Here is a 23,395-nt window from a genome sequence, read left to right as displayed (position 1 = left end):
TTTTTTATTAACGCATGCCTGCCATACGTTTCTTACCGATAAATAACCATCCCAGCCCCAGCGCGATGAACCACAGCGGCGTGACGATTAACGCCTGACGGGTATCGTCTTCCAGCGTCAGCAGAACCAGCACGAAGACGAAGAACGCCATGCACACCCAGCACATCAGCTTGCCCAGCGGCATTTTGTAGATCGATTTTTCATGCAGGTGCGGACGCTGTTTGCGGTACACCAGGTAAGAACACAGGATGATGGTCCAGACGAACATGAACAGGATCGCAGAGACCGTGGTGATCATGGTAAACGCACCGATCACACTCGGGTTCACGTAGAGCATCACCACACCGCCCAGCAGGCAGATACAGGAGAAGGTCAGCCCTTTCGCCGGCACCGCACGCTTAGACAGTTTGGCAAACGCGCGTGGCGCAACCCCTTCCTGTGCCAGACCAAACAGCATACGGCTGGTAGAGAACACCCCACTGTTGGCCGAAGAGGCCGCGGAGGTCAGCACCACGAAGTTAATCAGGCTTGCGGCCGCAGGCAGTCCAACCAGTACAAACAACTCAACGAACGGGCTCTTGGTCGGTACAACGGAGCTCCACGGTGTCACGGACATGATGATAATCAGCGCGAACACGTAGAACATAATGATACGAATCGGGATAGAGTTAATCGCGCGCGGCAGGGATTTCTCCGGATCTTTAGTTTCCGCCGCCGTGGTACCGACCAGCTCAATCCCCACAAAGGCAAACACCGCAATCTGGAAACCGGCAAAGAAGCCGCTGATGCCTTTCGGGAACCAGCCGCCGTCATTCCACAGATGCGCGAACGAAGCCTGAACGCCGGTTGGAGACTGGAAGTGCGTCAGTACCATCACCAGGCCGACAACAATCAGGGCGATAATCGCCACGATTTTGATCATCGCAAACCAGAACTCCATCTCACCGAACATTTTAACGGTGGCGAGGTTAAGGCTCAGCAGCAGAACAATCACCGCCAGCGAGGCCACCCAGTCCGATAACCCCGGGAACCAGAACTGCGCGTAGGCCGTGATGGCGACCACATCCGCCATGCCGGTCACCACCCAGCAGAACCAGTAGGTCCAGCCGGTGAAGTAGCCCGCCCAGGGGCCAAGCAGGTCGGAAGCGAAATCGCTAAAGGACTTGTATTCGAGGTTCGAGAGCAGCAATTCACCCATTGCACGCATCACGAAGAAGAGCATAAAACCGATGATCATATAAACGAAAATGATCGACGGCCCGGCAAGACTGATGGTTTTACCTGACCCCATAAACAACCCGGTACCGATGGCACCCCCGATGGCAATGAGCTGAATATGACGGTTTGTGAGATTGCGCCGTAGCGACTGTTCAGACGACGCCTCTTCGTCGGCGACGACTTTAACCTGATCTACCATGTGATATTTTCCTGTTTATGCCTGTCTGTGTTGTTAAGGCTCTTCTGGCCTTTAAATACGTCAAAAAAATAACGGTCCCCATGAAAGGACTCATCGATATTAGGTAAGAATCGGCGGGATGAATACTATGATTTGGATATTATGTTAATAATATGTTTAAAGTGAGTGTCATATCACTCATACAACGCGAAACAGCTCACAAAAATACACGCAACAGTTTCGTTTGCAAGATAAAATGTTGATTCCGTCGTAACTATAGGTTTTATCACTATATTCCTCTCTCCTGAAGGAGAGAGGAAATAAGAAAAGCTGATTACAGAATTTCCAGCAGCTCGACTTCAAACACCAGGGTGCTGAATGGCGGGATGGACGCACCAGCGCCACGCTCGCCGTACGCCAGGTTGTGCGGGATAGTCAGTTCCCATTTGGAACCCACTGGCATCAGGGTCAGCGCTTCGATCCAGCCCGCGATAACGCCGTTAACCGGGAATTCAGCCGGTTCGCCACGTGCTACAGAGCTGTCGAACACCGTACCGTCGATCAGTTTACCGGTGTAGTGCACGCGAACGTGGTCAGTACGCGCCGGGATTGCGCCGTCGCCCTGGTTGATCACGCGGAACTGCAGGCCAGACTCGGTGCTGTTCACGCCTTCACGCTCACGGTTCTCTTCCAGATATTTCACGCCTTCTGCAGCCATCTCTTCGAAACGCGCGCGACGCACGGCGTCAGCACGTTCGTGGATTTCACGCAGCGCACGGTGCACAACATCAACCGGAACTGCCGGGTTGTTGCCTTCCAGCGCATCAGCGATACCCGCCACCAGCGCTTCGGGTAACAGACCTTCCAGGCCGGATTCGCTCAGCTGCTGTCCTACCTGCAAGCCGATACCGTAACTTGCCTGCGCTTCGATAGTGTCAAAAGTCGGGGTGGTCATGGGTTTTCCTTCCATCACATTTAAAGTAGCGGGCAGCATATCAGCCATGCCCTTATGGGTAAAACTTTGTCTGAAGTTAAGGTGACAAACCGCGACGAAACAGAAACAATAGAGAGAACCAGGATTAATCCCGAACGAATGTCACGGATGTCGGGTTTGCTACGCCGTTCAGGCAGTTAGCAAACTATACTTCGGAGCACAGGATAAAAAAGACGCGGAGCAGGAGGAGAGCCATGCCCGGGCGATTTGAACTGAAACCTACCCTGGCGAAAATCTGGCAGGCGCCGGACAATTTTCGCATCATGGACCCGCTGCCGCCTCTGCATCGCAGAGGGATCATCATTGGCGCGCTGATGGTGATCGTGGGCTTCCTGCTTCCTTCCGGTGGCGATGACGCCGACACCGCGACGGTGACCCGCAATGCCCAGCTGGATATTCAGTCGCAAACGCGACCGCAGCCGGACACACAGTCTGTGCAGACGCAACTGGTCACCCCGTCGAACGATCCGGGACAGGTTGCGCCTGTTGAACCGGAACCCATTCAGGATGAACAGCCACAGGAACAGGCAGCGGCCCCGGCAGAGCCACAGGCTCAGCAGCCAACCGGCATTGAGCAGCAGTGGCGTTCCTATCGCGTAGAGCCGGGTAAAACCCTTGCGCAGCTGTTCCGCGACCACAATCTGCCGCCAACCGATGTGTATGCCATGGCGCAGGTGGAAGGCGCGGGCAAGCCGCTCAGTAATTTGCAGAACGGCCAGCTGGTGCAGATACGTCAGAATGCCAGCGGTGTCGTCACCGGGCTCACGATTGATACGGGAAATGGCCAGCAGGTGCTATTTACCCGCCAGCCTGACGGCAGTTTTATCAGAGCACGTTAATGTTCAGGCCGGGTAAGGCGAGCCAGCCCCCCGGCCATGCCCTTCTTAGTGACTCCGCTTATTGACCCACCAGATCCCCGAGCAGACCAGCACCAGCGCAATCGCATATTTGATGTCCAGAATGTTTTCACCGAGGAAAATGGCGGACAGCACCGTCCCGGCAACGGGGATCACAAAGTTGAACGGGGCAATCATACTTACGCGGTTTACTTTCAGCAGCGCGCTCCAGAGGGCGAACGCTACCGAAGAGAGTAACGTCAGATACCCCAGCACCGCGACGGCCGTCATGCTATGCACTTCCAGCGTCCCTCCCGTGAGATAGCCACCCGCCACCAGCGCCGCGCCGCCGATAGCCAGTTGCCAGCCGGTCATCACCGTCGGGTCGACGGTCTGGGAGATGCGTTTTCCGTAAAGCGTGGCGGCAGAAAGGATAAAGGCTGCCAGCACCACAAACCCGTCTCCCTTCCAGACGAAGCTGAATTCGCTTAACCCGCCGTGGAAGTTAACCAGCATCACTCCGGCAAAGCCCAAAATACAGCCAAGCGTTTTGTTATAGCTGAGCTTGTCGTTGTGGTAGATGAAGTGCGCCAGCAACACGCTGAAGAAAGTGCCGGTGGCGTTCATGATCGAGCCGTTCACGCCTGTCGTGTAGGCCAGTCCGATATAAAAGAAGGTGTACTGAATGCTCGTCTGCGTCAGCCCCAGGACGGTCAATTGCCCAAACTGCCCGGGCGTGAACCTGCCGATGGGCTTGCGCTGTGCTAACGCAAAGAGAAGCAGCAGCACACCCGCAAACAGAAAACGGTAACCAGCGAACACGACCTTTGAGGGAATATCATCAGTGGCAATCTGGAAGAGCTCATAGCCGCTTTTTATGGCCGGGTAAGAGCTACCCCAAAGCAGACAGCAGAGCGTGGCGCAGGCATAGGCCACCTTTCGACGGGCAAATACGGGCGTGGGCAGAGCGGTTTCCATGTCGAATCTCATAAATAAAATTGCGTTTCATTTTATTATCAGCGAATGCGCCAGGAATAGCGACCCTACAAGCACTAAAGCGCGAGTCTGGTCCCTTAAAAAAGCAAAACGCCGGCACAAGGCCGGCGCTTCGACGTGAGCAGAGTAAAATTACTCAGCTACAACGTTAACAACCAGTTTAGCGAACACTTCGCTGTGAACCTGGAAGTCCACTTCGTGCTCACCAGTGGTACGCAGAACACCGTTCGGCAGACGAACTTCGCTCTTAGCCACTTTAACGCCAGCTGCAGTTACTGCATCAGCGATATCGCGGGTACCGATGGAACCGAACAGTTTACCTTCGTCGCCAGCTTTGGAAACGATGGTAACAGTGCCCAGTGCGTTGATTGACTCAGCGCGAGCATTAGCAGCCGCCAGAACGTCAGCCAGTTTGGCTTCCAGTTCAGCGCGACGTGCTTCGAAAAACTCTACGTTTTTCTTGGTAGCTGGAACAGCTTTACCCTGTGGAACCAGGAAGTTACGAGCGTAGCCCGCTTTAACGTTTACCTGATCACCCAGGCTGCCCAGGTTTGCTACTTTATCAAGCAGAATAACTTGCATTACCTTATCCTCTTAAAGTCGTATTAATGGACCGTGCCCGATTACTGATGACGATCAGTGTACGGCAGCAGGGACAGGTAGCGAGCGCGTTTGATAGCGCGAGCCAGCTGACGCTGGTATTTTGCACGAGTACCGGTGATACGGCTTGGGACAATCTTACCGCTTTCGGTGATGTAGTTTTTCAGCGTTGCGATATCTTTATAGTCGATCTCTTGAACGCCTTCCGCGGTGAAACGGCAGAACTTGCGACGACGGAAATAACGTGCCATATGGCTAGTCTCCAGAATCTATCAAATCAATCTGCTCGGCATGCAGAACCATTTTGCTCAGGCCGTTCTTTGCCTTGTGGCAAGAAATGAACCCCTGAACGATTACTGCGCTACCGACCGTTATACTGTGAGTAATGGCCTGGTTTTCGTGTCCGCTAATAATAACGGGCATTTGGCACCACGCCTGCCGGTGAAAGCCGGCTTCCTCTTGCACAGAACGATGCTCAAGCACGAACTGGCAATGCGGAATTCCTGATGGACTGACCTTACGAAGGGGGGTCCTGCACACGGTACCGGACAACACCAGACGGTTGGTCATCAGAAATTACTCTTCAGAATCCCCAGCATCAGAATCATCTGCGGTTTCGTTTGCGAAATCATCGCGACGCTCACGGCGCTCGTCTTTCGCTTTAACCATCGGAGATGCTTCGGTCACTGCGTTTTTGGTACGCATAACCATGCTGCGGATAACGGCATCGTTGAAGCGGAAGGTAGTTTCCAGCTCATCGATCACTTCCTGCGGCGCTTCAACGTTCATCAGAACGTAGTGTGCTTTGTGCAGTTTGTTGATCGGGTAAGCCAGCTGACGGCGGCCCCAGTCTTCCAGACGGTGGATCGTACCTTCTGCACCAGTGATGGCAGCAGAGTAGCGCTCGATCATGCCCGGAACCTGTTCGCTCTGGTCAGGATGGACCATAAAAACGATTTCGTAATGACGCATCGAATTGCTCCTTACGGATTATTCAGCCTCCTGTCTGGGTCAGCCGAGGCCCGGGGAGGCAAGGAACGTGTTAAAGGTCGGCTGAAAAATTGACGCGTCATAATACTTGCGCGCCCCTGGAAACTCAAGCTGATTGCACAAATAATTCGCACAAAGCGTAAAGCTGGTCTAAGTGGGTGATTTAAAATTAATCACATCAGGAAGCGTTGTTTTTTTGAACAACAGCATCAGAAATGGTCACGCATCCCCGCCGGATAAGTGATTACACTTTAATCAGAGACCTTATTTATAAAAGGAGAGCAACACCCCCTTTCACAGCACGCAGTCGTGGAGCGCATATCATGAAAAAAATCGCATTTGCCGTAATGGCTGCACTTTTGCTCAGTGCAAACGCGATGGCAGCCATCAAGATAGACGGCCGGCAGGCCCAAAACATGGATGATGTGCAGAGCTTAGGCGTAATCTACATCAATCATAATTTCGCCACTGAAAGTGAAGCAGATCAGGCACTCAATCAAGAGACCGATGCTCAGGGTGCACAATATTATCACGTCATACTGATGCGTGAGCCCGGCAGCAACGGCAATATGCACGCCAGTGCAGATATCTACCGATAACGCTTTAACGCTAGCACCAGGAAAGCCAACAAAGAGAACATAGCCATAGTTTAACTTGCCCCCTGCCCGGGGGCTTTTTTTTGCTAATGGCTCTGAAATACCACCGGTTACAACTGTTTTTTGGTATTCCAGAGCACTTATTCACTTCTGCCCGTAATAGGCGTTGGGCCCATGTTTACGCATGAAATGTTTATTCATAAGGTAATCATCAATGCCCTGAAGCTGCGGATTGATGCCGCGGGCGATCCACGCCATTCGCGCCACTTCCTCCATCACCACCGCGTTATGCACGGCATCGTGAGCGTCTTTTCCCCACGAGAATGGACCGTGCTGATACACCACAATACCCGGCGTATGCAGCGGCTCACGCTCAGCCAGCGTGTCGATAATGACGCGACCGGTGTTGAGTTCATACTCCCCTTCCACTTCGGCCTGCGTTAATGCCCGCGTGCAGGGAATATCGCCAAAGAAGTAGTCTGCATGCGTGGTGCCAAGAGCCGGAATGGGCAGCCCTGCCTGCGCCCAGGCCGTGGCATGGGTCGAGTGTGTATGTACAACGCCGCCCAGGGAGGGATAACGCTGATACAGTGCCAGATGGGTGGCGGTATCAGAAGAAGGACGCCACTTTCCGTCAACCACGTTGCCATGGAGATCCACAACCACCATGTCGTCGGCGGTCATGGATTCATAGGGCACACCGCTGGGCTTAATCACGACCCGCCCCTGCTCACGGTCAATAGCGCTGACGTTACCCCAGGTAAACGTCACCAGACCGTAGCGAGGTAGATCCATATTGGCCTCAAAGACCTGCTGCTTAAGCTTATGCATGCTCAGCCTCCACTAACCCAGCCCGCGCCATACGTTCACGGACCCAGTCCCGCGCCTTCGCCACTTCGGCTGCCGGGTCGTCCGACGTTTCACTCCACATCTCAATCAGGTAAGGCCCGCAATACCCTGTCTGTTTGAGCGTCTGGAAGCACCGTTCGAAATCCACCACCCCGGTGCCGAACGGAACATTTTTGAATACACCAGGCCGGGTATCTTTGACATGAACCGCCACGATATGGCCAATACCCGCCTGCAGTTCCATCTGCACGTCGTTATCCCAGGCTGACAGATTGCCGATATCAGGGTAGAGCTGGAACCACGGATTATTCAGGTAGTGCGCGTAACCCAGCGCCTTGCTGATGGAGTTCATTAACGGATAATCCATGATCTCCATCGCCAGCGTCACCTGAGCACGGCTGGCCATGTCGACGCTCTCTTTCAGGCCGTCACGAAAACGACGGCGCGTTTCATTGTTGGCGTCCTGATAGTAAACGTCATACCCCGCCAGCTGGATCACACGGATGCCGACATCCTGGGCAAAGCGAATGGCTTTACGCATGATCTCCAGCCCCTGAGCACGCACAGCATCATCTTCACTGCCAAGCGGAAAACGACGGTGGGCGCTGAGGCACAGGGAAGGCACACGTACCCCCGTTTCAGCGATGGCGCTTACCAGTGCCAGACGCTGTTCGCGGCTCCAGTCCAGGCGAGACAGGCGTTCGTCCGTCTCATCCACTGACATTTCGACAAAATCGAAACCGAGTTTTTTCGCCAGTTGCAGCCGCTCCAGCCAGCACTCCCCCGCAGGGAGTGCCTTTTCATAGATGCCGAGCGGGACTTGTTTAGACAACATACCCGCTCCTTAGCCCCAAAGCTGAGCGATTGAGCGTTTGAACTGACGCGCGGCTTCTACCGGAGAGGCGGCATCACGGATGCTACGGCCTGCGATAAAGACATGAATTGGGATACCTTTGAACAGCGGCAGATCTTCCAGCGCCAGGCCTCCGGTCACGGTCACTTTGAAGCCCATATCGGCCAGACGCTTAATCGCGCTGATATCCGCGTCCCCCCACGCTACCCCAGCGGCCTGCGCATCACGGCTGCGGTGATAAACCACCTGTTGAATGCCCGCGTCACGCCACTCCTGCGCCTGCTCCCAGGTCCAGAACCCGGTCAGCTCAATCTGCACATCACCGTTGAACTCTTTTGCCACATCCAGCGCACCTTTAGCCGTGTTGATATCCGCACAGCAAATAACGGTGACCCAGTCAGCATTGGCTTCAAAACACATACGGGAAAGAATTTTGCCCGCATCGGCAATCTTGGCATCCGCCAGCACGATTTTATGCGGATACAGCGCCTTCAGGTCGCGGACGGCGCGAACGCCTTCGCCCACACACAGAATGGTACCGACTTCGATGATGTCCACTTCTTCCGCAATCAGGCGGGTGGTTTCGTAAGCGTGAGACAGAGTCTGGTTATCCAGCGCGACCTGCAACATTGGTAATGACATTTTCAATTCCCTCTTAAACTGCCGCCGCAGTGGCGTTATCAATTAAATCCAGCACGTCCTGCTCGGTGCGGCAGGCGCGTAAACGGTCGAAGTTGGCCTCATCATCAAACAGATTAACGATCTGCATAATGCCCACCTCCTGGTGGGTGTTGGCATCAACAGCCGCCATGGTGATGAGGATGTCGACCGGGTCGTTATCTTCGTGGTTGAAAGCCAGTGGTGTTTTCAGCGTAACCAGCGCAAAGCCGGTTTTTTTAACGCCCTCTTCCGGGCGGCCATGCGGCATCGCCAGCCCTGGTGCAATCACGAAGTAAGGGCCGTGCTCTGCAACACCATCCAGAATGGCCTGGTAATAACGCGGCTCGACAACATCGGCTTTTACCAGCAGATCTACGCTAAGTTTCACCGCTTCCTGCCAGGTGCTGGCGTCGGCCTGTAAAAGGATGGAGCTATTCTCTGCCAGCGAATCACGTAGTTTCATGTTGCGTCCTTACTTCACATCTTGTGGGAAATGCGCGTTGATCACTTCCAGCAGCTTTGGCCCAAAGTCGGCTGGCGACAGCATGTTGCGCACGCCTACCACATATTTGTTGCCTGTCACGGTGATCTCACCGGCGATGTGGGTAGAGGCGATGATGATGTCCGCGCCGTTCAGTTCACTTTTGTATTCGCCCACTGCGCAGCTGTTCACCGTGTGGTCGATGTTTGACTGGGTTAAAAACTGGTCCACTTTCATCTTCATGATCATGGAACTCCCTTGCCCATTGCCACACACAGCCAGGATACGTACGGTCATAATCGAAACTCCTTAATGAGCAGAAACTTCTGCTGTTTGTTTTTCTGCATCTTCTTCAGCCCGCAGAGAGCGACCAGCGAAGAACATATAAGCCAGGGCAATGAGGATGATGACAGCCATAAAGATCAGGCCAACGGAGGCGAAGCCCTGCATCATCGGTGGTGCCAGAATTGACCAGTCGGCCATGCCCATCCAGGCGCTCATACCGGTGAGCTTGACTGCCCACACACACCCGAAGATTTCCACCATCCCCATCACCAGGCAGATCTTGAGCGCCGCGCGCCAGCCACCAAAGTGGTTCGCAAAGACGCCGATGGTGGCGTTGGAGAAGAACATCGGGATAAAGCCAGGAATGATCAGAATGGAAGAGCCGCAGCCCACCAGGATACCCACCGCAATCAGTTGGCCGATGGTGCCCCACATGAAGCCCCAGACCACCGCGTTTGGCGCGAAGCTGTAGATAGCCGCGCAGTCAATCGCCAGTACCGCACCTGGAATCAGACGCTGAGAGATACCGTTGAAGGCTTCGGACAGCTCGGCAACGAACATACGCACGCCTTGGGTGATAATGTAAATCGCCACCGCGAAGGAGAAACCGGTCTGCAGGATATAGACAGTCCAGTGGGTTTTACCCGCCATCGCCTGCACGACGTCAATGCCAAAGGAGAGCAGAATGGCACCGAAGAAGAGGGTCATCACAATCGCCGTAGAGACGATATTGTCGTGGAAAATATTCAGCCAGCCCGGCAGTTTAAGATCTTCGACGCTTTCTTCTTTTTTACCCAGATACGGCGCGACTTTATAGGCAATCCAGGAGGCAAACTGCTGCTGGTGGCCGATGGAGAAGCCGCAACCGTCGGTGACGTCCTGCGTGGGCTTGTACATCATGTTGGAGGTGATACCCCAGTAGAGCGAGACCAGCACCGCGGTGCAGATAATGGTCGTCCACATTGGGTAGCCGAAGATAAAGAAGGAAACCGCAATCAGCCCCGCCTGCTGGAACATGATATGGCCAGTCAGCATGATGGTGCGAATACCGGTAATGCGGCGCAACAGAACGTAAATGATGTTCAGCGCCAGCGCGAGCAGAACCGCATACCCTACCCAACTGTAGGCATCGCCCATGCGATCGATGGTGGCCATCATCGAGGCGTAGGTGTCAGAGATGGCGCCGTTGATGCCATAGACTTCCGACATTTTGGCCACCACCGGCTTGAAGGTGCCGGTCAAAATGCCTGAACCCGCCTGCAACAGCATGAAACCGATGATGGTTTTAATGGTGCCTTTAATAATAACGCTGACGCTTTTACGTAGCAGGATATAGCCAAGGCACGTCACGATGCCCAACAACAGCGGGGCATTAGTCATTACCTGATTAAAGAACACGGTAAAGACGTTGTAGAGGATCTCCATAACTCTCTCCAGAAATGAGAACACGAGGGGCAATCCCTGTGCGGTTGGTGACAACACTCTATTAATCACAAATAATCACCACAAGATTAAATCTGATTATTTGTGACGCATCACGCAAATTATTTCCCTGGTGTTAGTAATGATTTTCACTTCGGCATGATATATAAAATTATTTCCATATAATTCATGCAATTAATGATTAATACGGTAAAAGATAACAAGAAGCGAGAAGAGCGTCCGTGACGTCAGGCAGATAAAATTACACATTTTGATCGTTGCAATACGCGTGAAATGGTGCCAGCATTAATCACAACAAATCACCAGTTGATTACTTTTGATTAAACCAGGAGTCAAAACGATGAGTAAAGTGAACACCATTACCCGTGAATCATGGATTCTGAGCACTTTCCCGGAATGGGGTAGCTGGCTGAATGAAGAGATTGAGCAGGAACAGGTTGCTCCTGGTACCTTTGCAATGTGGTGGCTGGGGTGCACGGGGATCTGGCTGAAATCAGAAGGTGGCGCGAATATTTGTGTCGATTTCTGGTGCGGCACCGGCAAACAGAGTCACGGTAACCCGCTGATGAAAAAAGGCCATCAGATGCAACGCATGGCGGGCGTGGAAAAACTTCAGCCAAACCTGCGTACCACACCGTTTGTTCTTGATCCGTTCGCCATTCGCCAGATCGATGCCGTTCTCTCTACGCACGATCATAACGATCATATTGATGTCAACGTGGCGGCAGCGGTCATGCAAAACTGTGCCGATGACGTACCGTTCATCGGGCCGCAAACCTGCGTGGATTTATGGATCGGCTGGGGCGTACCGAAAGAGCGCTGCATCGTCATGAAACCGGGCGATGTGGTCAAAATTAAAGACGTTGAGATCCACGCGCTGGATGCCTTTGACCGCACTGCACTGATTACCCTTCCGGCCGATCAGAAAGCCGCAGGCGTACTGCCAGACGGTATGGACGAACGTGCAGTGAACTACCTGTTTAAAACGCCCGGCGGTTCCCTGTACCACAGCGGTGACTCTCACTACTCAAACTACTATGCAAAGCACGGCAATGAGCATCAGATTGATGTGGCGCTCGGCTCATACGGGGAGAACCCACGCGGCATTACAGACAAAATGACCAGCGCCGATATGCTGCGCATGGCGGAAGCGCTGAACACCAAAGTAGTGATCCCTTTCCACCACGATATCTGGTCAAACTTCCAGGCCGACCCGCAGGAGATACGCGTACTGTGGGAAATGAAAAAAGACCGCCTGAAGTATGGCTTTAAGCCGTTCATCTGGCAGGTAGGAGGCAAGTTCACTTGGCCGCTGGACAAAGACAATCTCGAGTATCACTACCCACGTGGCTTTGATGATTGCTTTACTCTTGAGCCAGACCTGCCGTTCAAGTCATTCCTCTGATTATTAAGGCCCATCGCCAGACCCGAGTGTCTGGCGGTTTCATATTTCTTTTAGTAATTTCACGCTATTTCAAATATCATCTTTTAAAATCAATTCTTATCGGAATAGCTCATGACGGAAGCGCAACGGCATCAAATATTACTGGAACTCCTGGCGCAAACAGGGTTTGTCACCGTTGAGAAAGTGATCGAACGTTTAGGGATTTCCCCGGCAACAGCGCGGCGGGATATTAATAAGCTGGATGAAAGCGGTAAGCTGAAAAAAGTCCGCAACGGTGCGGAAGCGATTAGCCAGCAGCGTCCACGCTGGACGCCGATGAACATTCATCAGGCGCAAAATCATGATGAAAAAGTCCGTATTGCCCGAGCGGCATCGCAGCTGGTGAACCCCGGCGAGAGCGTGGTGATCAACTGCGGCTCCACGGCATTTCTGTTAGGTCGGGAGATGTGCGGAAAGCCGGTACAAATCATCACGAACTACTTGCCGCTCGCCAACTATCTTATCGATCAGGAGCATGAGAGCGTGGTGATCATGGGCGGCCAGTACAACAAGAGCCAGTCCATTACGCTCAGCCCGCAGGACAGCGAAAACAGTCTTTATGCCGGACACTGGATGTTTACCAGTGGCAAAGGCCTGACCGCGGATGGCCTCTACAAAACCGATATGTTGACCGCCATGGCAGAACAAAACATGCTTAACGTGGTGGGCAAGCTCGTTGTGCTGGTCGACAGCAGTAAAGTGGGCGAACGCGCAGGAATGCTGTTCAGCCGTGCTGAACAGATAGACATGGTGATCACCGGCAAAGGTGCCAACCCTGAGATCCTCCAGAAACTGAAAGATCAGGGTGTCAACGTCCTGTGCGTTTAAAGGTGCTGGCGGAAGAAGTCCACCGTGGCGTCCAGCGCCGTTGGCGTAATGCGGTGGCGAACGCCCGCTTCCCACAGGCAGGTCAGGTTGCCATCCAGCCCCTCGTGCTGTAGCGCCTGCTGAAGCCGGAACGTTTCTCCGGGTGGAACCACATCGTCCGCATCACCATGCCATAACAGCAAAGGACGATCGGCCAGACGCGGTAACGCCCGGGTAACCTCCCACTCTGCAAGCGCCGCCTCAACCTCTGTGAGTGCCTGAGGTGGAAAAAGCGTCTTCGCCAGTGAGGTAAAGTAGCCCGAGCCCATCAGACAAGCCACTGACTTCACTTCTGGATGGTGCGTCATGATCCCCAGCGCCGCCATCCCGCCCATCGATGCCCCAGCCACGGCCAGCCGATTATCAGCCACCAGCCCTGCCTGGTAAAGCGCATCGCGCAGCCCGGCAAACTCGGTCAGGCTACCATGCAAAATGTGCCAGAACTGCCCAAGTCGCGCCTGTTCGTTGCCGGTAAAACGTGCGCCGTGGTCAGGTGCATCCGGCATGACCACACGAAAACCGGCCTGCGCGAGTGCCACCGCAAAATAGCTGTAGACCAGCTTCGATGAGGTAAATCCATGATAAAACACTATAACAGGCAGTGGTTCCTCACGTTTTCCGGCGGGTGTTGCGTGTAATATTTCACGATCACCCAGATGGCGTATTTCAATTTCAATCATTGTCGACCCTGTAATGATGAATGATTCATAATGTTGAGAACTGGGTTACGATTTCACGCTATTTTCATTCGAAAATTACGCCCCAGCTAACACTTCGGGAACATTCCCCCAAAACTAAATTCACAGACAACTACACTATGGCTATCAGGAAACGAGATATGGTTATGCGCAGGTTTGCTGCTTTATTGCTGATGTTACTGCTCAGTGGCTGTAGCGCGCTGCAGGGAACGCCACAACCCGCTCCCCCGGTCGCCGATCACCCGCAGGAAATCCGTCGTAATCAGACGGAAGGATTACAGCGTATGGGTACCGTCTCTGCGCTGGTTCGCGGCTCCCCGGATGACGCGGAAGAAGCAATAAAGGCACAAGCCGTCGCCGCCAAAGCAGATTATTACGTCATCATTATGATCGACGAAACCATCATTACGGGACAGTGGTACTCACAGGCCATTCTGTATCGTCAATGATCGTCTTCATTTGAACGACATTTACACTGCTTTGCGTCCATAGACACTTTCCTGTCCACAATAAACTCCATGCCCGCAACAATGGAAGTGAGTTTATTCGCGAAGGATTGCCCGGCGGATACCGGAGACATGTGAAATGGAGCTGACGATGAAACGAACTCTTGCTTTGACCACACTGTTGCTCTCAGCAGGTCTTGTGAGCACAACCGCGCAGTCAGCTGAATTTGCCAGTGCTGATTGTGTGACTGGCCTGAATGAAATTGGCCAGATCTCCGTGAATAATATCTCGGGGAGCCCGCAGGACGTTGAACGTGTCGTTGCATTAAAGGCCGATGAGCAGGGTGCTTCATGGTATCGCATTATCCAGATGCAGGAAGATCAGTACATCGATCACTGGCGGGTACAGGCCATTCTCTACGCGTAATCCCCCTCCGATAAAAGCCACTTACTTCTAGTGGCTTTTCGTTTTTGCAAATTTTTTATCTTTTAGTAAACCAATTAAAAACAATTAAATAACATTTTGTTACACTAAACCAGTAAACGTTATCTCTGCTCTGCCGTTGAAAAGCCATACCTTTTCAATGATGAGCAATTTATGATCAACTTTTTCCGTCGTGCAGGTCTGGGTGCAAAGCTGTCGCTGCTTACCGGTGCCAGTGTCGCCATCCTGTTTCTGTTTTTCACTTTTCTGCTCAGCCAAAAAGCCAGCCAGCAGCTTGAAGCCCTCGCGATAGAAGACCTGCATAATCAGTCCACCGGCATGGTCGATATGGTGCAGATGTTTAACACCAGCCTGAGTGAAGAGGTCGAGAGTTATACCCGGCTGTTTACTACCTTTTTGCCCCAGCCACTGAGCGTTGATAACACTCAAACCCAGACGATTAACGGGATTAACGTTCCGCTCCTGAAAGGAGGGGAAACCGGGCTACATGAAAACAATACCCTTTCAGACGATTTTCTGAGCCGGACAGGGGCAATCTCGACCCTGTTTGTGCGTAGCGGTAACGACTTTGTGCGCGTCGCCACATCGCTGCGCAAAGAGAACGGCGAGCGGGCAATGGGCACCGTTCTGGATACCACCAGCCCGGCCTTTGCCGCCGTTACCCGGGGCGAGGTTTATCGCGGTCTGGCGCTGCTGTTCGGCAAGCGCTACATCACCCAATACCAGCCGGTTAAAAACGCAGACGGCCAGGTCATTGCAATCATCTTTGTAGGTGTGGACATCACTCACTCCTGGAACGTCATGCGCGAGAAAATCCTCAACCGTCGACTGGGCGAGAGCGGTCACTTCTTTGTTCTGGACCGCAGCCATGGCAAAACGCGCGGGCAGTATCTGTTCCACACCAGCGCGGAGGGAAAAGTACCGGAGTGGGATAGCGCTATCCAGCAACAGCTGTTGAGTGATAAATCCGGCACGCTGGAGCGCGTCAGTGCCGATGGCCGCACGCTGACCATGGCGTATACGCCGCTGCCAGGCTGGAACTGGGCCATTGTCGGCGAAGTGGATAAATCGGTACTGCTCTCAAGCGTGACCGCCATGCGCGACCGCTTCCTGCTGGCAGGGGTGGTGCTGTCAGTACTCTTCGCGGGTCTGTTTGTGGTCATTATACGACGCATACTGACGCGCCCATTGCGCAATGTGATCCACCTGGCCCGACAGTATGCCGCAGGCGATCTGCGCTCCAGCCTGCCCGTGACCCGCCAGGATGAGGTCGGTCAGCTCATCGATGCCATTAACGGTATTGGAGGGGGACTACAGAAAATTGTTCTTCAGGTGCGCGAGGCCGCAGCGGAGATCCATATGGGCACCAACGCGCTGGCATCCGATAGCGAAGAAATATCCGGGCAGATTAACAAGCAGGCCAGCAGTGTAGAAGAGACGTCAGCCAGCATGGAGCAACTGGCCGCGACCGTGCAGCAAAATGCCGCCAACATGGAACAAACGCAGCAGCTGGTAGGCGAAACGTCGCGCGCGGTACACCAGGGTGGTGAGACGGTCACCCACGCTGTCGCTACCATGGATGATATTCGCGAAGCATCAAAGCGAATCGAAGACATCACGCGCGTGATTGAATCCATCGCTTTTCAGACCAACATTCTGGCGCTTAACGCAGCGGTTGAAGCAGCCCGCGCAGGCGAGCACGGAAAAGGTTTTGCGGTGGTGGCGCAGGAGGTGCGCGCGCTGGCAGGACGCAGCGCCAACGCGGTGAAGGAGATTGAACAGCTCATCGGTGATACGCTCAGAAAAGTCAGCGAAGGCCATGCGCTGTCTGAACAAACGCGTCTGGCGATGGATTCCATCATCGTGCACATCGATAACATCAACAAGCTGGTCACGGAGATTAACCATGCGTCCCGCGAGCAATCCGCGGGAATAGGCCAGGTTAATCTGGCCATGACCCACATTGGCGAAGCGTCGCACATCAACGCCGACCGCGTCTTACGCAGCGAACAAACCGCACACACGCTGCGTGAGAAAGGCTCACACCTCACCCAACTGGTGAGCCTGTTCCAGCTAAAGAGTTAGCCAACCATGCCCGTGGCACGCAACAGCAGGTCATTTTGCACCTGCTCGCTCATCAGCGTACCGCCGCGGGTATCAAGCATCATGCGGCACCACGCCTGCGCCACGGGTGGCGATGCGTGCCGCAGCATCTGACTTCCGGCCCCCAGCAGGAAAAGCTGTTGCGTGATCTCCCGCCCCTGCGCCTCCTGCGGTTTTCGCAGTTTTTGCTGAAGCTGACGCCAGCTGCGATCGAAGTGCCTGTCCTGCCCTTTTACCTGGGCAAAATCATCCACAAGCAGGTCGAGGATGCCGGATTGCTTCGTCAGAACACGCAGAACGTCCAGGCACATAATATTGCCGGACCCTTCCCAGATGCTGTTCACGGGCATCTCACGGTACAAACGGGGAAGCTCACTCTCCTCGCAGTAGCCTGTGCCGCCGAGCACTTCCATGGCTTCCGCCGCAAACGGGATACCCGCTTTGCAGACGCTGTATTTCGCCGCGGGGGTGAAAAGCCGTGCCCAGGCGGCCTCCTGAGGATCGGCACGCCTGTCCCACGCCCGGGCCAGACGAAACAACAGTGCCGTCTGGCCCTCCAGCATCAGCGCCATGCGGCTTAGCACATCGCGCATAAGCGGCTGGTCAATAAGGTTTTTACCAAACGTCTGGCGTTGATGCGCATGGTAAAGCGCCACGGATAAAGCCCGACGCATCAGCCCATGGCTGCCCAGCGCGCAGTCAAACCGCGTCAGGCCGCCCATTCGGAGGATCTGGCGTACCCCTTCTCCTTCCTCCCCCAGCAGCCAGCCGGACGCATCCAGGAATTCCGCTTCGCTGCTGGCGTTAGAGCGGTTGCCAAGCTTCTCTTTCAGGCGCTCCAGACGTACGGCATTGCGTTGCCCGTCAGGCAAAAAGCGTGGAACAAAAAAGCAGGACAGCCCCCCTTTCGCCTGGGCCAGCACCAGATGCGCATCGCTTTGCGGCACAGAGAAAAACCATTTATGCCCGATAAGCCGGTAGCTGCCGTCACTGCACTTTTCCGCTTTGGTGGTATTGCTGAGTACGTCCGAGCCGCCCTGTTTTTCTGTCATCCCCATGCCAATCAGCAGGCCGCGCTTTTGCGCCCCCGGCGCAAGATGAGGATCGTAACGATCGCTCATTAACGGCGTGATCCAGTCACGGAACGGCTCGGGCAGCGCCTGTTGCAGCAGCGGTGTAGCAGCAAAGGTCATGGTGACAGGGCAAAGCGTGCCCGCTTCTACCTGAGCGTGCAGGACAAAACGTGCAGCTCTGGCGACAAACGCGCCTTTGCGCGCCTCCTCTTCCCACGCCAGGTTATGGACACGGTTGGCGCAAAGTCCCTGCATTAAAAGGTGCCATGCGGGATGAAAGCGAACATCATCCAGTCGTTCCCCGGTGGCGTCATAGCGTAATAACTCCGGCGGATTAACGTTCGCCAGCCTGCCCAGCTCCAGCGATTCCGCGGTTCCTAACTGCTGGCCGATGCTGGCAAGAAGCTCGATATCCCACTCGGCGCCTTCGCGAACAACCGCGTCATGCAGAGCGCAATCAGAGAGGAAAAGGTTGCTGTTTGAGAGCGGTGCAGGTTGATTAAAAACGGTATGGGTCTGCCAGTGCATGCTGTCTCCCTCCTTCAGTGGCAATGAAGATAAGTATGGACAGGCCACGTGCACGCTGCATGGGAGTGAGGTCACACGATGACGATCCCGCTGATATCATTCGTGAAATAGCTCACAGAACATAAGAATAAACTATTTCGCGCATTCGCTTTTGTTGAATAATTTATTCTTACCCCCTTTCAGTGAGGAACGTTATGCAACCGGACGCGCACAAGCGAGCATTAATTGCAGGCTCCATTGGTAACTTTATCGAGTGGTATGAGTTTGCGGTCTATGGTTTTCTGGCGACCGTAATTGCGAAGAACTTCTTCCAGCTTGAGGGGGACGCGGGGCTGACCAGCCTGATCCTTACCTATGCTTCCTTTGCCATCGCCTTCTTCTTCCGCCCGCTGGGCGCGGTGGTGTTTGGCAGAATAGGTGACCGGATAGGCCGAAAACCGACGCTGATTATTGTACTGGTGCTGATGACGCTGGCTACAGCCGCAATCGGTATTGTGCCGGTCTATGCCAGCATCGGTATTGCCGCCCCGCTGATTATCACGCTGCTGCGCATCCTGCAGGGATTGTTCGCCGGTGGTGAGTATGGTGGCGCTGTCTCGCTGATGACCGAGTTTGCCCCACGCGGCAAGCGGGGCCTCTACGGTGCATGGCAGTCATTTACCGTCGCGCTGGGCCTGTTAGCAGGCGCTGGCATTGTCGCACTGCTCTCCGCCCTTCTGACACCGGAAGCCCTGCATGACTGGGGCTGGCGCATCCCGTTCTTCCTGGCATTACCGATGGGCGTGGTGGCGCTGTGGCTGCGGGTGAGTATGGAAGAGACGCCAAGCTTTGTGCAGCAGCAGGAAAAGCCGGTTGCCGCTCAGGCTGATACCGTCGCCACGCTCAACGCCATTGCGATGGGCATTGGCCGGGTGATGGTCTGGTCAGCGGCGGGTTATACCTATCTGGTGATTATGCCCACCTATCTGCAGTCGGCGCTGCATACCGGGTTTAATCAGGCGCTGTTGATTGCGGTGATTTCGAATATCGGTTTTGCGCTGACGATTATTCCGTCCGGGATCCTGAGCGACAAAATCGGACGCCGCACGGTGATGATCGTCGCCACCACGTTGCTGCTGCTCCTTGCCCTGCCGCTGCTGAAGGTTTTACAGGCGGAGTCCAGCACGCTGGCCATCAAAGCGCTGGTGGTGCTGATTGCGGGTGGTCTGGTGGGGATGCTGGCAGGCCCCGGGCCGGCGATGCTCTCAGAGATGTTCCCGACGCGCGTACGGTATACCGGGCTTGGGCTGGCTTATTCCCTGTCGAACGCCCTTTTCTCGGGCTGCGCGGGGCTGATTATTACCGGGCTGATTAAAGAGACGGGCAACCTGGATATTCCGGCTTATTACGTCATGGCAACGGCGGTAGTGAGTATCTTCGCGCTGATGACGCTCAGGAAGGATGACCATTTGCGGTCACTGGAGGAGTGAGCTTTTCACCGTCTGGTGACTCTCCCACAGAAAATACGAAAGACCGTCCTGAGGACGGCCTTGCTGTTTATTCCCCGCGCTGACGTACCGCTTCAAACAGGCAGATACCTGTTGCCACGGAGACGTTCAGAGACGACACGCTGCCCGCCATTGGAATGCTGATCAGCTCATCGCAATGCTCACGGGTCAGACGGCGCATACCTTCGCCCTCGGCACCCATTACCAGTGCCAGACGGCCGGTCATCTTGCTCTGATACAGAGTATGATCCGCTTCACCCGCGGTACCGACGATCCAGATATTCTCTTCCTGCAGCATACGCATGGTGCGCGCCAGGTTGGTGACACGGATCAGCGGTACGTTTTCTGCTGCGCCACAGGCCACTTTCTTCGCCGTCGCGTTAAGCTGTGCAGAGCGATCCCTCGGCACGATAACCGCATGAACACCTGCCGCATCTGCGCTTCGCAGACATGCGCCAAGGTTGTGCGGGTCGGTCACGCCGTCAAGGATCAGGAAGAATGGATTTTCCAGCCCGGCGATAAGATCCGGCAGATCGTTTTCCTGATACTGACGGCCTGGCTTAACGCGGGCAATAATGCCCTGGTGAACGGCACCTTCACTTTTCTCATCCAGGAACTGGCGGTTCGCCAGCTGGATCACGACACCTTGTGCTTCCAGGGCGTGGATCAGCGGCATCAGACGTTTGTCTTCACGCCCTTTCAGAATAAACACTTCCTGAAAACGCTCCGGTGCGCGCTCCAGCAGGGCCTGCACCGCGTGGATGCCGTAAATCATTTCACTCATTGATGGTTCTCGTTCTGTCTTTTCTTTTCCCTCTCTCCGCAGGAGAGAGGGTCAGGTTGAGGGGGAGAATTACTCCGCCTGCTGTTTCTTCGCTGCGCGCTTTGCCCTGGTGGCAGCCGCGATTTTCTGCGTTTTGGTGGACGGCTTTTTCGCCTTCCGGGCCTCTTTCTTTGCGGCCTTCGGCTTCTGTTTCTTCTCACCGCGGAACGCGCTGTCTGGCTCGAAGTTTACCTTCTTACCCGCCTGACGACGTTTGCCACCGGTGTTGCCGTTGCCCCCTTTTTTCGTCTTTTCACGCGCCGTTTTACCCACATTACGCGGGGCACGCTCGCTGGAGATCAGGCTAAAGTCGATTTTACGGTCGTCCATATTAACGGCTTCGACCTTCACTTCCACGCGATCGCCAAGACGATAGGTCTGGCCGCCAGATTCACCAATCAGGCGCTGCCCGACCTGGTCGAAACGGTAGTAGTCGTTATCCAGGCTGGAGACATGCACCAGACCGTCGATAAATAGTTCATCCAGACGGACGAAGAAACCAAAGCCGGTGACGCTGGCAATCACGCCTTTAAAGACGTTACCCACTTGGTCCAGCATAAAGTCACACTTCAGCCAGTCTGCCACGTCGCGCGTCGCTTCATCTGCACGACGTTCGGCCATGGAACAGTGCTGACCGAGTTGCAGCATCTCTTCCATTGAATAATGGTAGCCACCGGTTTCGGTCGTATTACCTTTATGACCCTGCTCCTGCGCCAACAGATACTTGATCGCGCGGTGCAGGGAAAGGTCCGGATAACGACGGATCGGCGAGGTAAAGTGGGCGTAAGACTGCAGCGCCAGGCCAAAGTGACCGCGGTTTTCCGGATCGTAAATCGCCTGCTTCATGGAACGCAGCAGCATGGTCTGCAGCATTTCCGCATCCGGGCGATCGCCAATCGACTCCAGCAATTCAGCGTAATCACGCGGCTCTGGCTTGTTACCGCCAGGCAGTTCCAGACCCAGTTCAGCCAGCACGGAGCGGAACGCAGTGATGGCTTCGGTCGACGGTTTATCGTGAATACGGAACAGCGCAGGTTCTTTGGCTTTCTCAACGAAACGTGCCGCCGAGATGTTTGCCAGAATCATACACTCCTCAATCAGCTTATGGGCATCGTTACGCTGGGTCTGCTCAATACGTTCTATGCGGCGTTCAGCGTTAAAGATGAACTTCGCCTCTTCGCTCTCAAACGAGATCCCGCCGCGCTCTTCACGCGCCTGATCCAGCGTTTTGTAGAGGTTATGCAGCTCTTCGATGTGTTTCACCAGCGGCGCATACTGCTCACGCAGATCCTGATCGCCCTGCAGCATATGCCAGACCTTGGTGTAGGTCAGGCGCGCATGGGAGCTCATTACCGCTTCGTAGAATTTGTAACCCGTTAAGCGCCCTTTGGTGGAGATGGTCATCTCGCAGACCATGCACAGGCGGTCAACCTGCGGGTTCAGGGAGCACAGGCCGTTAGACAAGACTTCCGGCAGCATCGGGATTACCTGCGACGGGAAGTAGACCGACGTTCCACGGCTGCGCGCTTCGTTATCCAGCGGAGTATGCGGGCGCACGTAATAGCTTACGTCAGCGATGGCAACCCACAGACGCCAGCCGCCGCCGCGTTTTTTCTCGCAATAAACGGCATCATCGAAGTCGCGGGCATCTTCACCATCAATAGTCACCAGCGGCAGATCGCGCAGATCCACGCGGCCCACTTTGGACTCTTCCGGCACGTCTTCTTTCAGGCCGACAACCTGCTCTTCAACCGCTTTCGGCCAGACGTAAGGAATTTCATGAGTACGCAGCGCCATATCAACGGCCATGCCGGTGCCCATGTTATCGCCCAACACTTCGACGATTTTCCCGACCGCCTTGGTGCGGCGGGTAGGACGCTGGGTGAGTTCAACCACCACCACAAAGCCCATACGTGCGCCCATCACCTCTTCAGGCGGGATCAGGATATCGAAGCTCAGGCGGCTGTCGTCCGGCACCACAAAACCCACGCCTGCATCGGTAAAATAGCGGCCAACAATCTGGCTGGTTTTAGGGACCAGGACACGCACCACGCGCGCTTCGCGGCGACCTTTACGGTCCGCGCCCAGCGGTTGCGCCAGGATCTGGTCACCGTGAATGCACATCTTCATCTGCTCAGAGGAAAGATAAAGATCGTCTTTACGGCCTTCTACGCGCAGGAAGCCATAGCCATCACGGTGGCCGATGACGGTGCCTTTCAGCAGGTCAAGACGTTCGGGAAGCGCGTAGCACTGACGGCGGGTAAAGACCAGTTGCCCGTCGCGCTCCATCGCGCGCAGGCGGCGGCGAAGGGCTTCAATTTGCTCTTCACCTTCAATGTTTAATTCAACGGCAAGTTCTTCACGATTGGCGGGTTTTTCGCGTTTTGTTAAGTGTTCAATGATGAACTCGCGGCTGGGGATAGGATTCGCGTATTTTTCGGCTTCGCGTTCCTGGAAAGGATCATGTGACATATCGGTTCCTCCGTTGTCAGCTCCGGTGGA

Annotated in this window: 25 protein-coding genes; 8 read left to right on the top strand and 17 right to left on the bottom strand. The window is 54.6% G+C overall.

Annotated elements, in window-relative coordinates; genetic code table 11:
* Positions 1-7: 7 nt before the first annotated feature.
* Together cycA and fklB are read right to left on the bottom strand one after the other, a co-directional pair.
* On the bottom strand, positions 8-1,417 hold the full coding sequence (cycA, locus tag AB6731_RS12560; protein WP_014168338.1) for a D-serine/D-alanine/glycine transporter: 1,410 nt from the start codon (positions 1,415-1,417) through the stop codon (positions 8-10).
* A gap of 313 nt (positions 1,418-1,730) precedes the next feature.
* Complete coding sequence (gene fklB / locus AB6731_RS12555) at positions 1,731-2,351, bottom strand: FKBP-type peptidyl-prolyl cis-trans isomerase (RefSeq protein WP_025205816.1); 621 nt, start codon at positions 2,349-2,351, stop codon at positions 1,731-1,733.
* A gap of 233 nt (positions 2,352-2,584) precedes the next feature.
* On the opposite strand from fklB, the gene AB6731_RS12550 reads away from it, so the two are divergent.
* A complete protein-coding gene (locus AB6731_RS12550) occupies positions 2,585-3,229 on the top strand; it encodes a LysM-like peptidoglycan-binding domain-containing protein (RefSeq protein WP_371006424.1) in 645 nt (214 codons plus the stop codon).
* A gap of 45 nt (positions 3,230-3,274) precedes the next feature.
* Here AB6731_RS12550 and AB6731_RS12545 read toward each other — a convergent pair whose 3' ends face one another.
* From AB6731_RS12545 to rpsF, 5 genes are all read right to left on the bottom strand, one after another.
* Entirely contained in the window at positions 3,275-4,204 is a 930-nt protein-coding gene (locus AB6731_RS12545; RefSeq protein ID WP_025205818.1) for a DMT family transporter, read from the bottom strand.
* 150 nt (positions 4,205-4,354) lie between these two features.
* Complete coding sequence (gene rplI, locus AB6731_RS12540) at positions 4,355-4,804, bottom strand: 50S ribosomal protein L9 (RefSeq protein WP_014168334.1); 450 nt, start codon at positions 4,802-4,804, stop codon at positions 4,355-4,357.
* Between the two features lie 41 nt (positions 4,805-4,845).
* Positions 4,846-5,073: a 30S ribosomal protein S18 gene (gene rpsR, locus AB6731_RS12535; RefSeq protein WP_000135199.1), complete on the bottom strand. Its 228-nt coding sequence runs from the start codon at positions 5,071-5,073 to the stop codon at positions 4,846-4,848.
* 4 nt (positions 5,074-5,077) lie between these two features.
* Complete coding sequence (priB, locus tag AB6731_RS12530) at positions 5,078-5,392, bottom strand: primosomal replication protein N (protein ID WP_014068638.1); 315 nt, start codon at positions 5,390-5,392, stop codon at positions 5,078-5,080.
* A gap of 6 nt (positions 5,393-5,398) precedes the next feature.
* Positions 5,399-5,794 carry a 30S ribosomal protein S6 gene (gene rpsF, locus AB6731_RS12525; protein WP_014068637.1) on the bottom strand — a complete coding sequence of 132 codons (396 nt, stop codon included), beginning with the start codon at positions 5,792-5,794 and terminating at the stop codon, positions 5,399-5,401.
* A 341-nt stretch (positions 5,795-6,135) separates the two neighbouring features.
* Between rpsF and yjfY the strand changes: the two genes are divergently transcribed.
* The gene (gene yjfY, locus AB6731_RS12520; RefSeq protein WP_025206244.1) at positions 6,136-6,411 is read left to right on the top strand and encodes a DUF1471 family protein YjfY; all 276 of its coding nucleotides are present in this window, start codon (positions 6,136-6,138) and stop codon (positions 6,409-6,411) included.
* Between the two features lie 141 nt (positions 6,412-6,552).
* Here the strand turns inward: yjfY and AB6731_RS12515 are convergent, their stop codons facing one another.
* Genes AB6731_RS12515 through ulaA form a run of 6 tightly spaced genes read right to left on the bottom strand, consistent with a single transcriptional unit; the run spans position 6,553 to position 10,961 of the window.
* Positions 6,553-7,239: an L-ribulose-5-phosphate 4-epimerase gene (locus AB6731_RS12515; protein ID WP_032679424.1), complete on the bottom strand. Its 687-nt coding sequence runs from the start codon at positions 7,237-7,239 to the stop codon at positions 6,553-6,555.
* Positions 7,232-8,092, bottom strand: a complete 861-nt coding sequence (locus tag AB6731_RS12510) for an L-ribulose-5-phosphate 3-epimerase (protein ID WP_371006423.1) — start codon at positions 8,090-8,092, stop codon at positions 7,232-7,234. Before AB6731_RS12510 ends, AB6731_RS12515 begins: the two co-directional genes overlap by 8 nt.
* A 9-nt stretch (positions 8,093-8,101) precedes the next feature.
* A complete protein-coding gene (gene ulaD, locus AB6731_RS12505; RefSeq protein ID WP_023345304.1) occupies positions 8,102-8,752 on the bottom strand; it encodes a 3-keto-L-gulonate-6-phosphate decarboxylase UlaD in 651 nt (216 codons plus the stop codon).
* A 13-nt stretch (positions 8,753-8,765) separates the two neighbouring features.
* Entirely contained in the window at positions 8,766-9,233 is a 468-nt protein-coding gene (ulaC, locus tag AB6731_RS12500; RefSeq protein ID WP_014168330.1) for a PTS ascorbate transporter subunit IIA, read from the bottom strand.
* A gap of 9 nt (positions 9,234-9,242) precedes the next feature.
* The gene (ulaB, locus tag AB6731_RS12495) at positions 9,243-9,548 is read right to left on the bottom strand and encodes a PTS ascorbate transporter subunit IIB (protein WP_014168329.1); all 306 of its coding nucleotides are present in this window, start codon (positions 9,546-9,548) and stop codon (positions 9,243-9,245) included.
* A gap of 12 nt (positions 9,549-9,560) precedes the next feature.
* Positions 9,561-10,961 (bottom strand): PTS ascorbate transporter subunit IIC, encoded by a 1,401-nt coding sequence (ulaA, locus tag AB6731_RS12490; RefSeq protein ID WP_371006422.1) that lies wholly within the window; start codon positions 10,959-10,961, stop codon positions 9,561-9,563.
* Positions 10,962-11,319: 358 nt separating this feature from the next.
* Between ulaA and ulaG the strand changes: the two genes are divergently transcribed.
* Together ulaG and ulaR are read left to right on the top strand one after the other, a co-directional pair.
* Complete coding sequence (gene ulaG / locus AB6731_RS12485) at positions 11,320-12,384, top strand: L-ascorbate 6-phosphate lactonase (RefSeq protein WP_020882936.1); 1,065 nt, start codon at positions 11,320-11,322, stop codon at positions 12,382-12,384.
* Positions 12,385-12,495: 111 nt separating this feature from the next.
* On the top strand, positions 12,496-13,251 hold the full coding sequence (gene ulaR / locus AB6731_RS12480) for an HTH-type transcriptional regulator UlaR (protein WP_014168326.1): 756 nt from the start codon (positions 12,496-12,498) through the stop codon (positions 13,249-13,251).
* Here ulaR and yjfP read toward each other — a convergent pair.
* Complete coding sequence (gene yjfP / locus AB6731_RS12475) at positions 13,248-13,970, bottom strand: esterase (RefSeq protein ID WP_025206248.1); 723 nt, start codon at positions 13,968-13,970, stop codon at positions 13,248-13,250. The genes ulaR and yjfP overlap by 4 nt on opposite strands.
* A gap of 137 nt (positions 13,971-14,107) precedes the next feature.
* On the opposite strand from yjfP, the gene bsmA reads away from it, so the two are divergent.
* The 3 genes from bsmA (at position 14,108) to AB6731_RS12460 (ending at position 16,964) form a co-directional block, all read left to right on the top strand.
* Complete coding sequence (gene bsmA, locus AB6731_RS12470; protein WP_025206249.1) at positions 14,108-14,437, top strand: biofilm peroxide resistance protein BsmA; 330 nt, start codon at positions 14,108-14,110, stop codon at positions 14,435-14,437.
* Positions 14,438-14,585: 148 nt separating this feature from the next.
* A complete protein-coding gene (gene yjfN / locus AB6731_RS12465; RefSeq protein ID WP_025206250.1) occupies positions 14,586-14,861 on the top strand; it encodes a DUF1471 family protease activator YjfN in 276 nt (91 codons plus the stop codon).
* A gap of 171 nt (positions 14,862-15,032) precedes the next feature.
* Positions 15,033-16,964 carry a methyl-accepting chemotaxis protein gene (locus tag AB6731_RS12460; RefSeq protein ID WP_047355591.1) on the top strand — a complete coding sequence of 644 codons (1,932 nt, stop codon included), beginning with the start codon at positions 15,033-15,035 and terminating at the stop codon, positions 16,962-16,964.
* On the opposite strand, the gene AB6731_RS12455 is transcribed toward AB6731_RS12460, so the two are convergent.
* The gene (locus tag AB6731_RS12455) at positions 16,961-18,583 is read right to left on the bottom strand and encodes an isovaleryl-CoA dehydrogenase (protein ID WP_371006421.1); all 1,623 of its coding nucleotides are present in this window, start codon (positions 18,581-18,583) and stop codon (positions 16,961-16,963) included. The genes AB6731_RS12460 and AB6731_RS12455 overlap by 4 nt on opposite strands.
* A 194-nt stretch (positions 18,584-18,777) precedes the next feature.
* Here AB6731_RS12455 and AB6731_RS12450 point away from each other — a divergent pair, with 194 nt between their 5' ends.
* Positions 18,778-20,052: an MFS transporter gene (locus AB6731_RS12450; protein ID WP_040018462.1), complete on the top strand. Its 1,275-nt coding sequence runs from the start codon at positions 18,778-18,780 to the stop codon at positions 20,050-20,052.
* 67 nt (positions 20,053-20,119) lie between these two features.
* Here the strand turns inward: AB6731_RS12450 and rlmB are convergent, their stop codons facing one another.
* Positions 20,120-20,854 carry a 23S rRNA (guanosine(2251)-2'-O)-methyltransferase RlmB gene (gene rlmB, locus AB6731_RS12445; protein ID WP_014168319.1) on the bottom strand — a complete coding sequence of 245 codons (735 nt, stop codon included), beginning with the start codon at positions 20,852-20,854 and terminating at the stop codon, positions 20,120-20,122.
* A 69-nt stretch (positions 20,855-20,923) separates the two neighbouring features.
* Positions 20,924-23,365, bottom strand: coding sequence for a ribonuclease R (gene rnr / locus AB6731_RS12440; RefSeq protein ID WP_025206255.1), 2,442 nt, complete (start codon positions 23,363-23,365; stop codon positions 20,924-20,926).
* Positions 23,366-23,395 lie beyond the last annotated feature (30 nt).

Source organism: Enterobacter sp. RCC_40, from assembly GCF_041360735.1.
GTDB lineage: Bacteria > Pseudomonadota > Gammaproteobacteria > Enterobacterales > Enterobacteriaceae > Enterobacter > Enterobacter ludwigii.
Note: the sequence above shows the minus strand (reverse complement) of the source record. Positions and strands in the feature narration are given on the sequence as shown.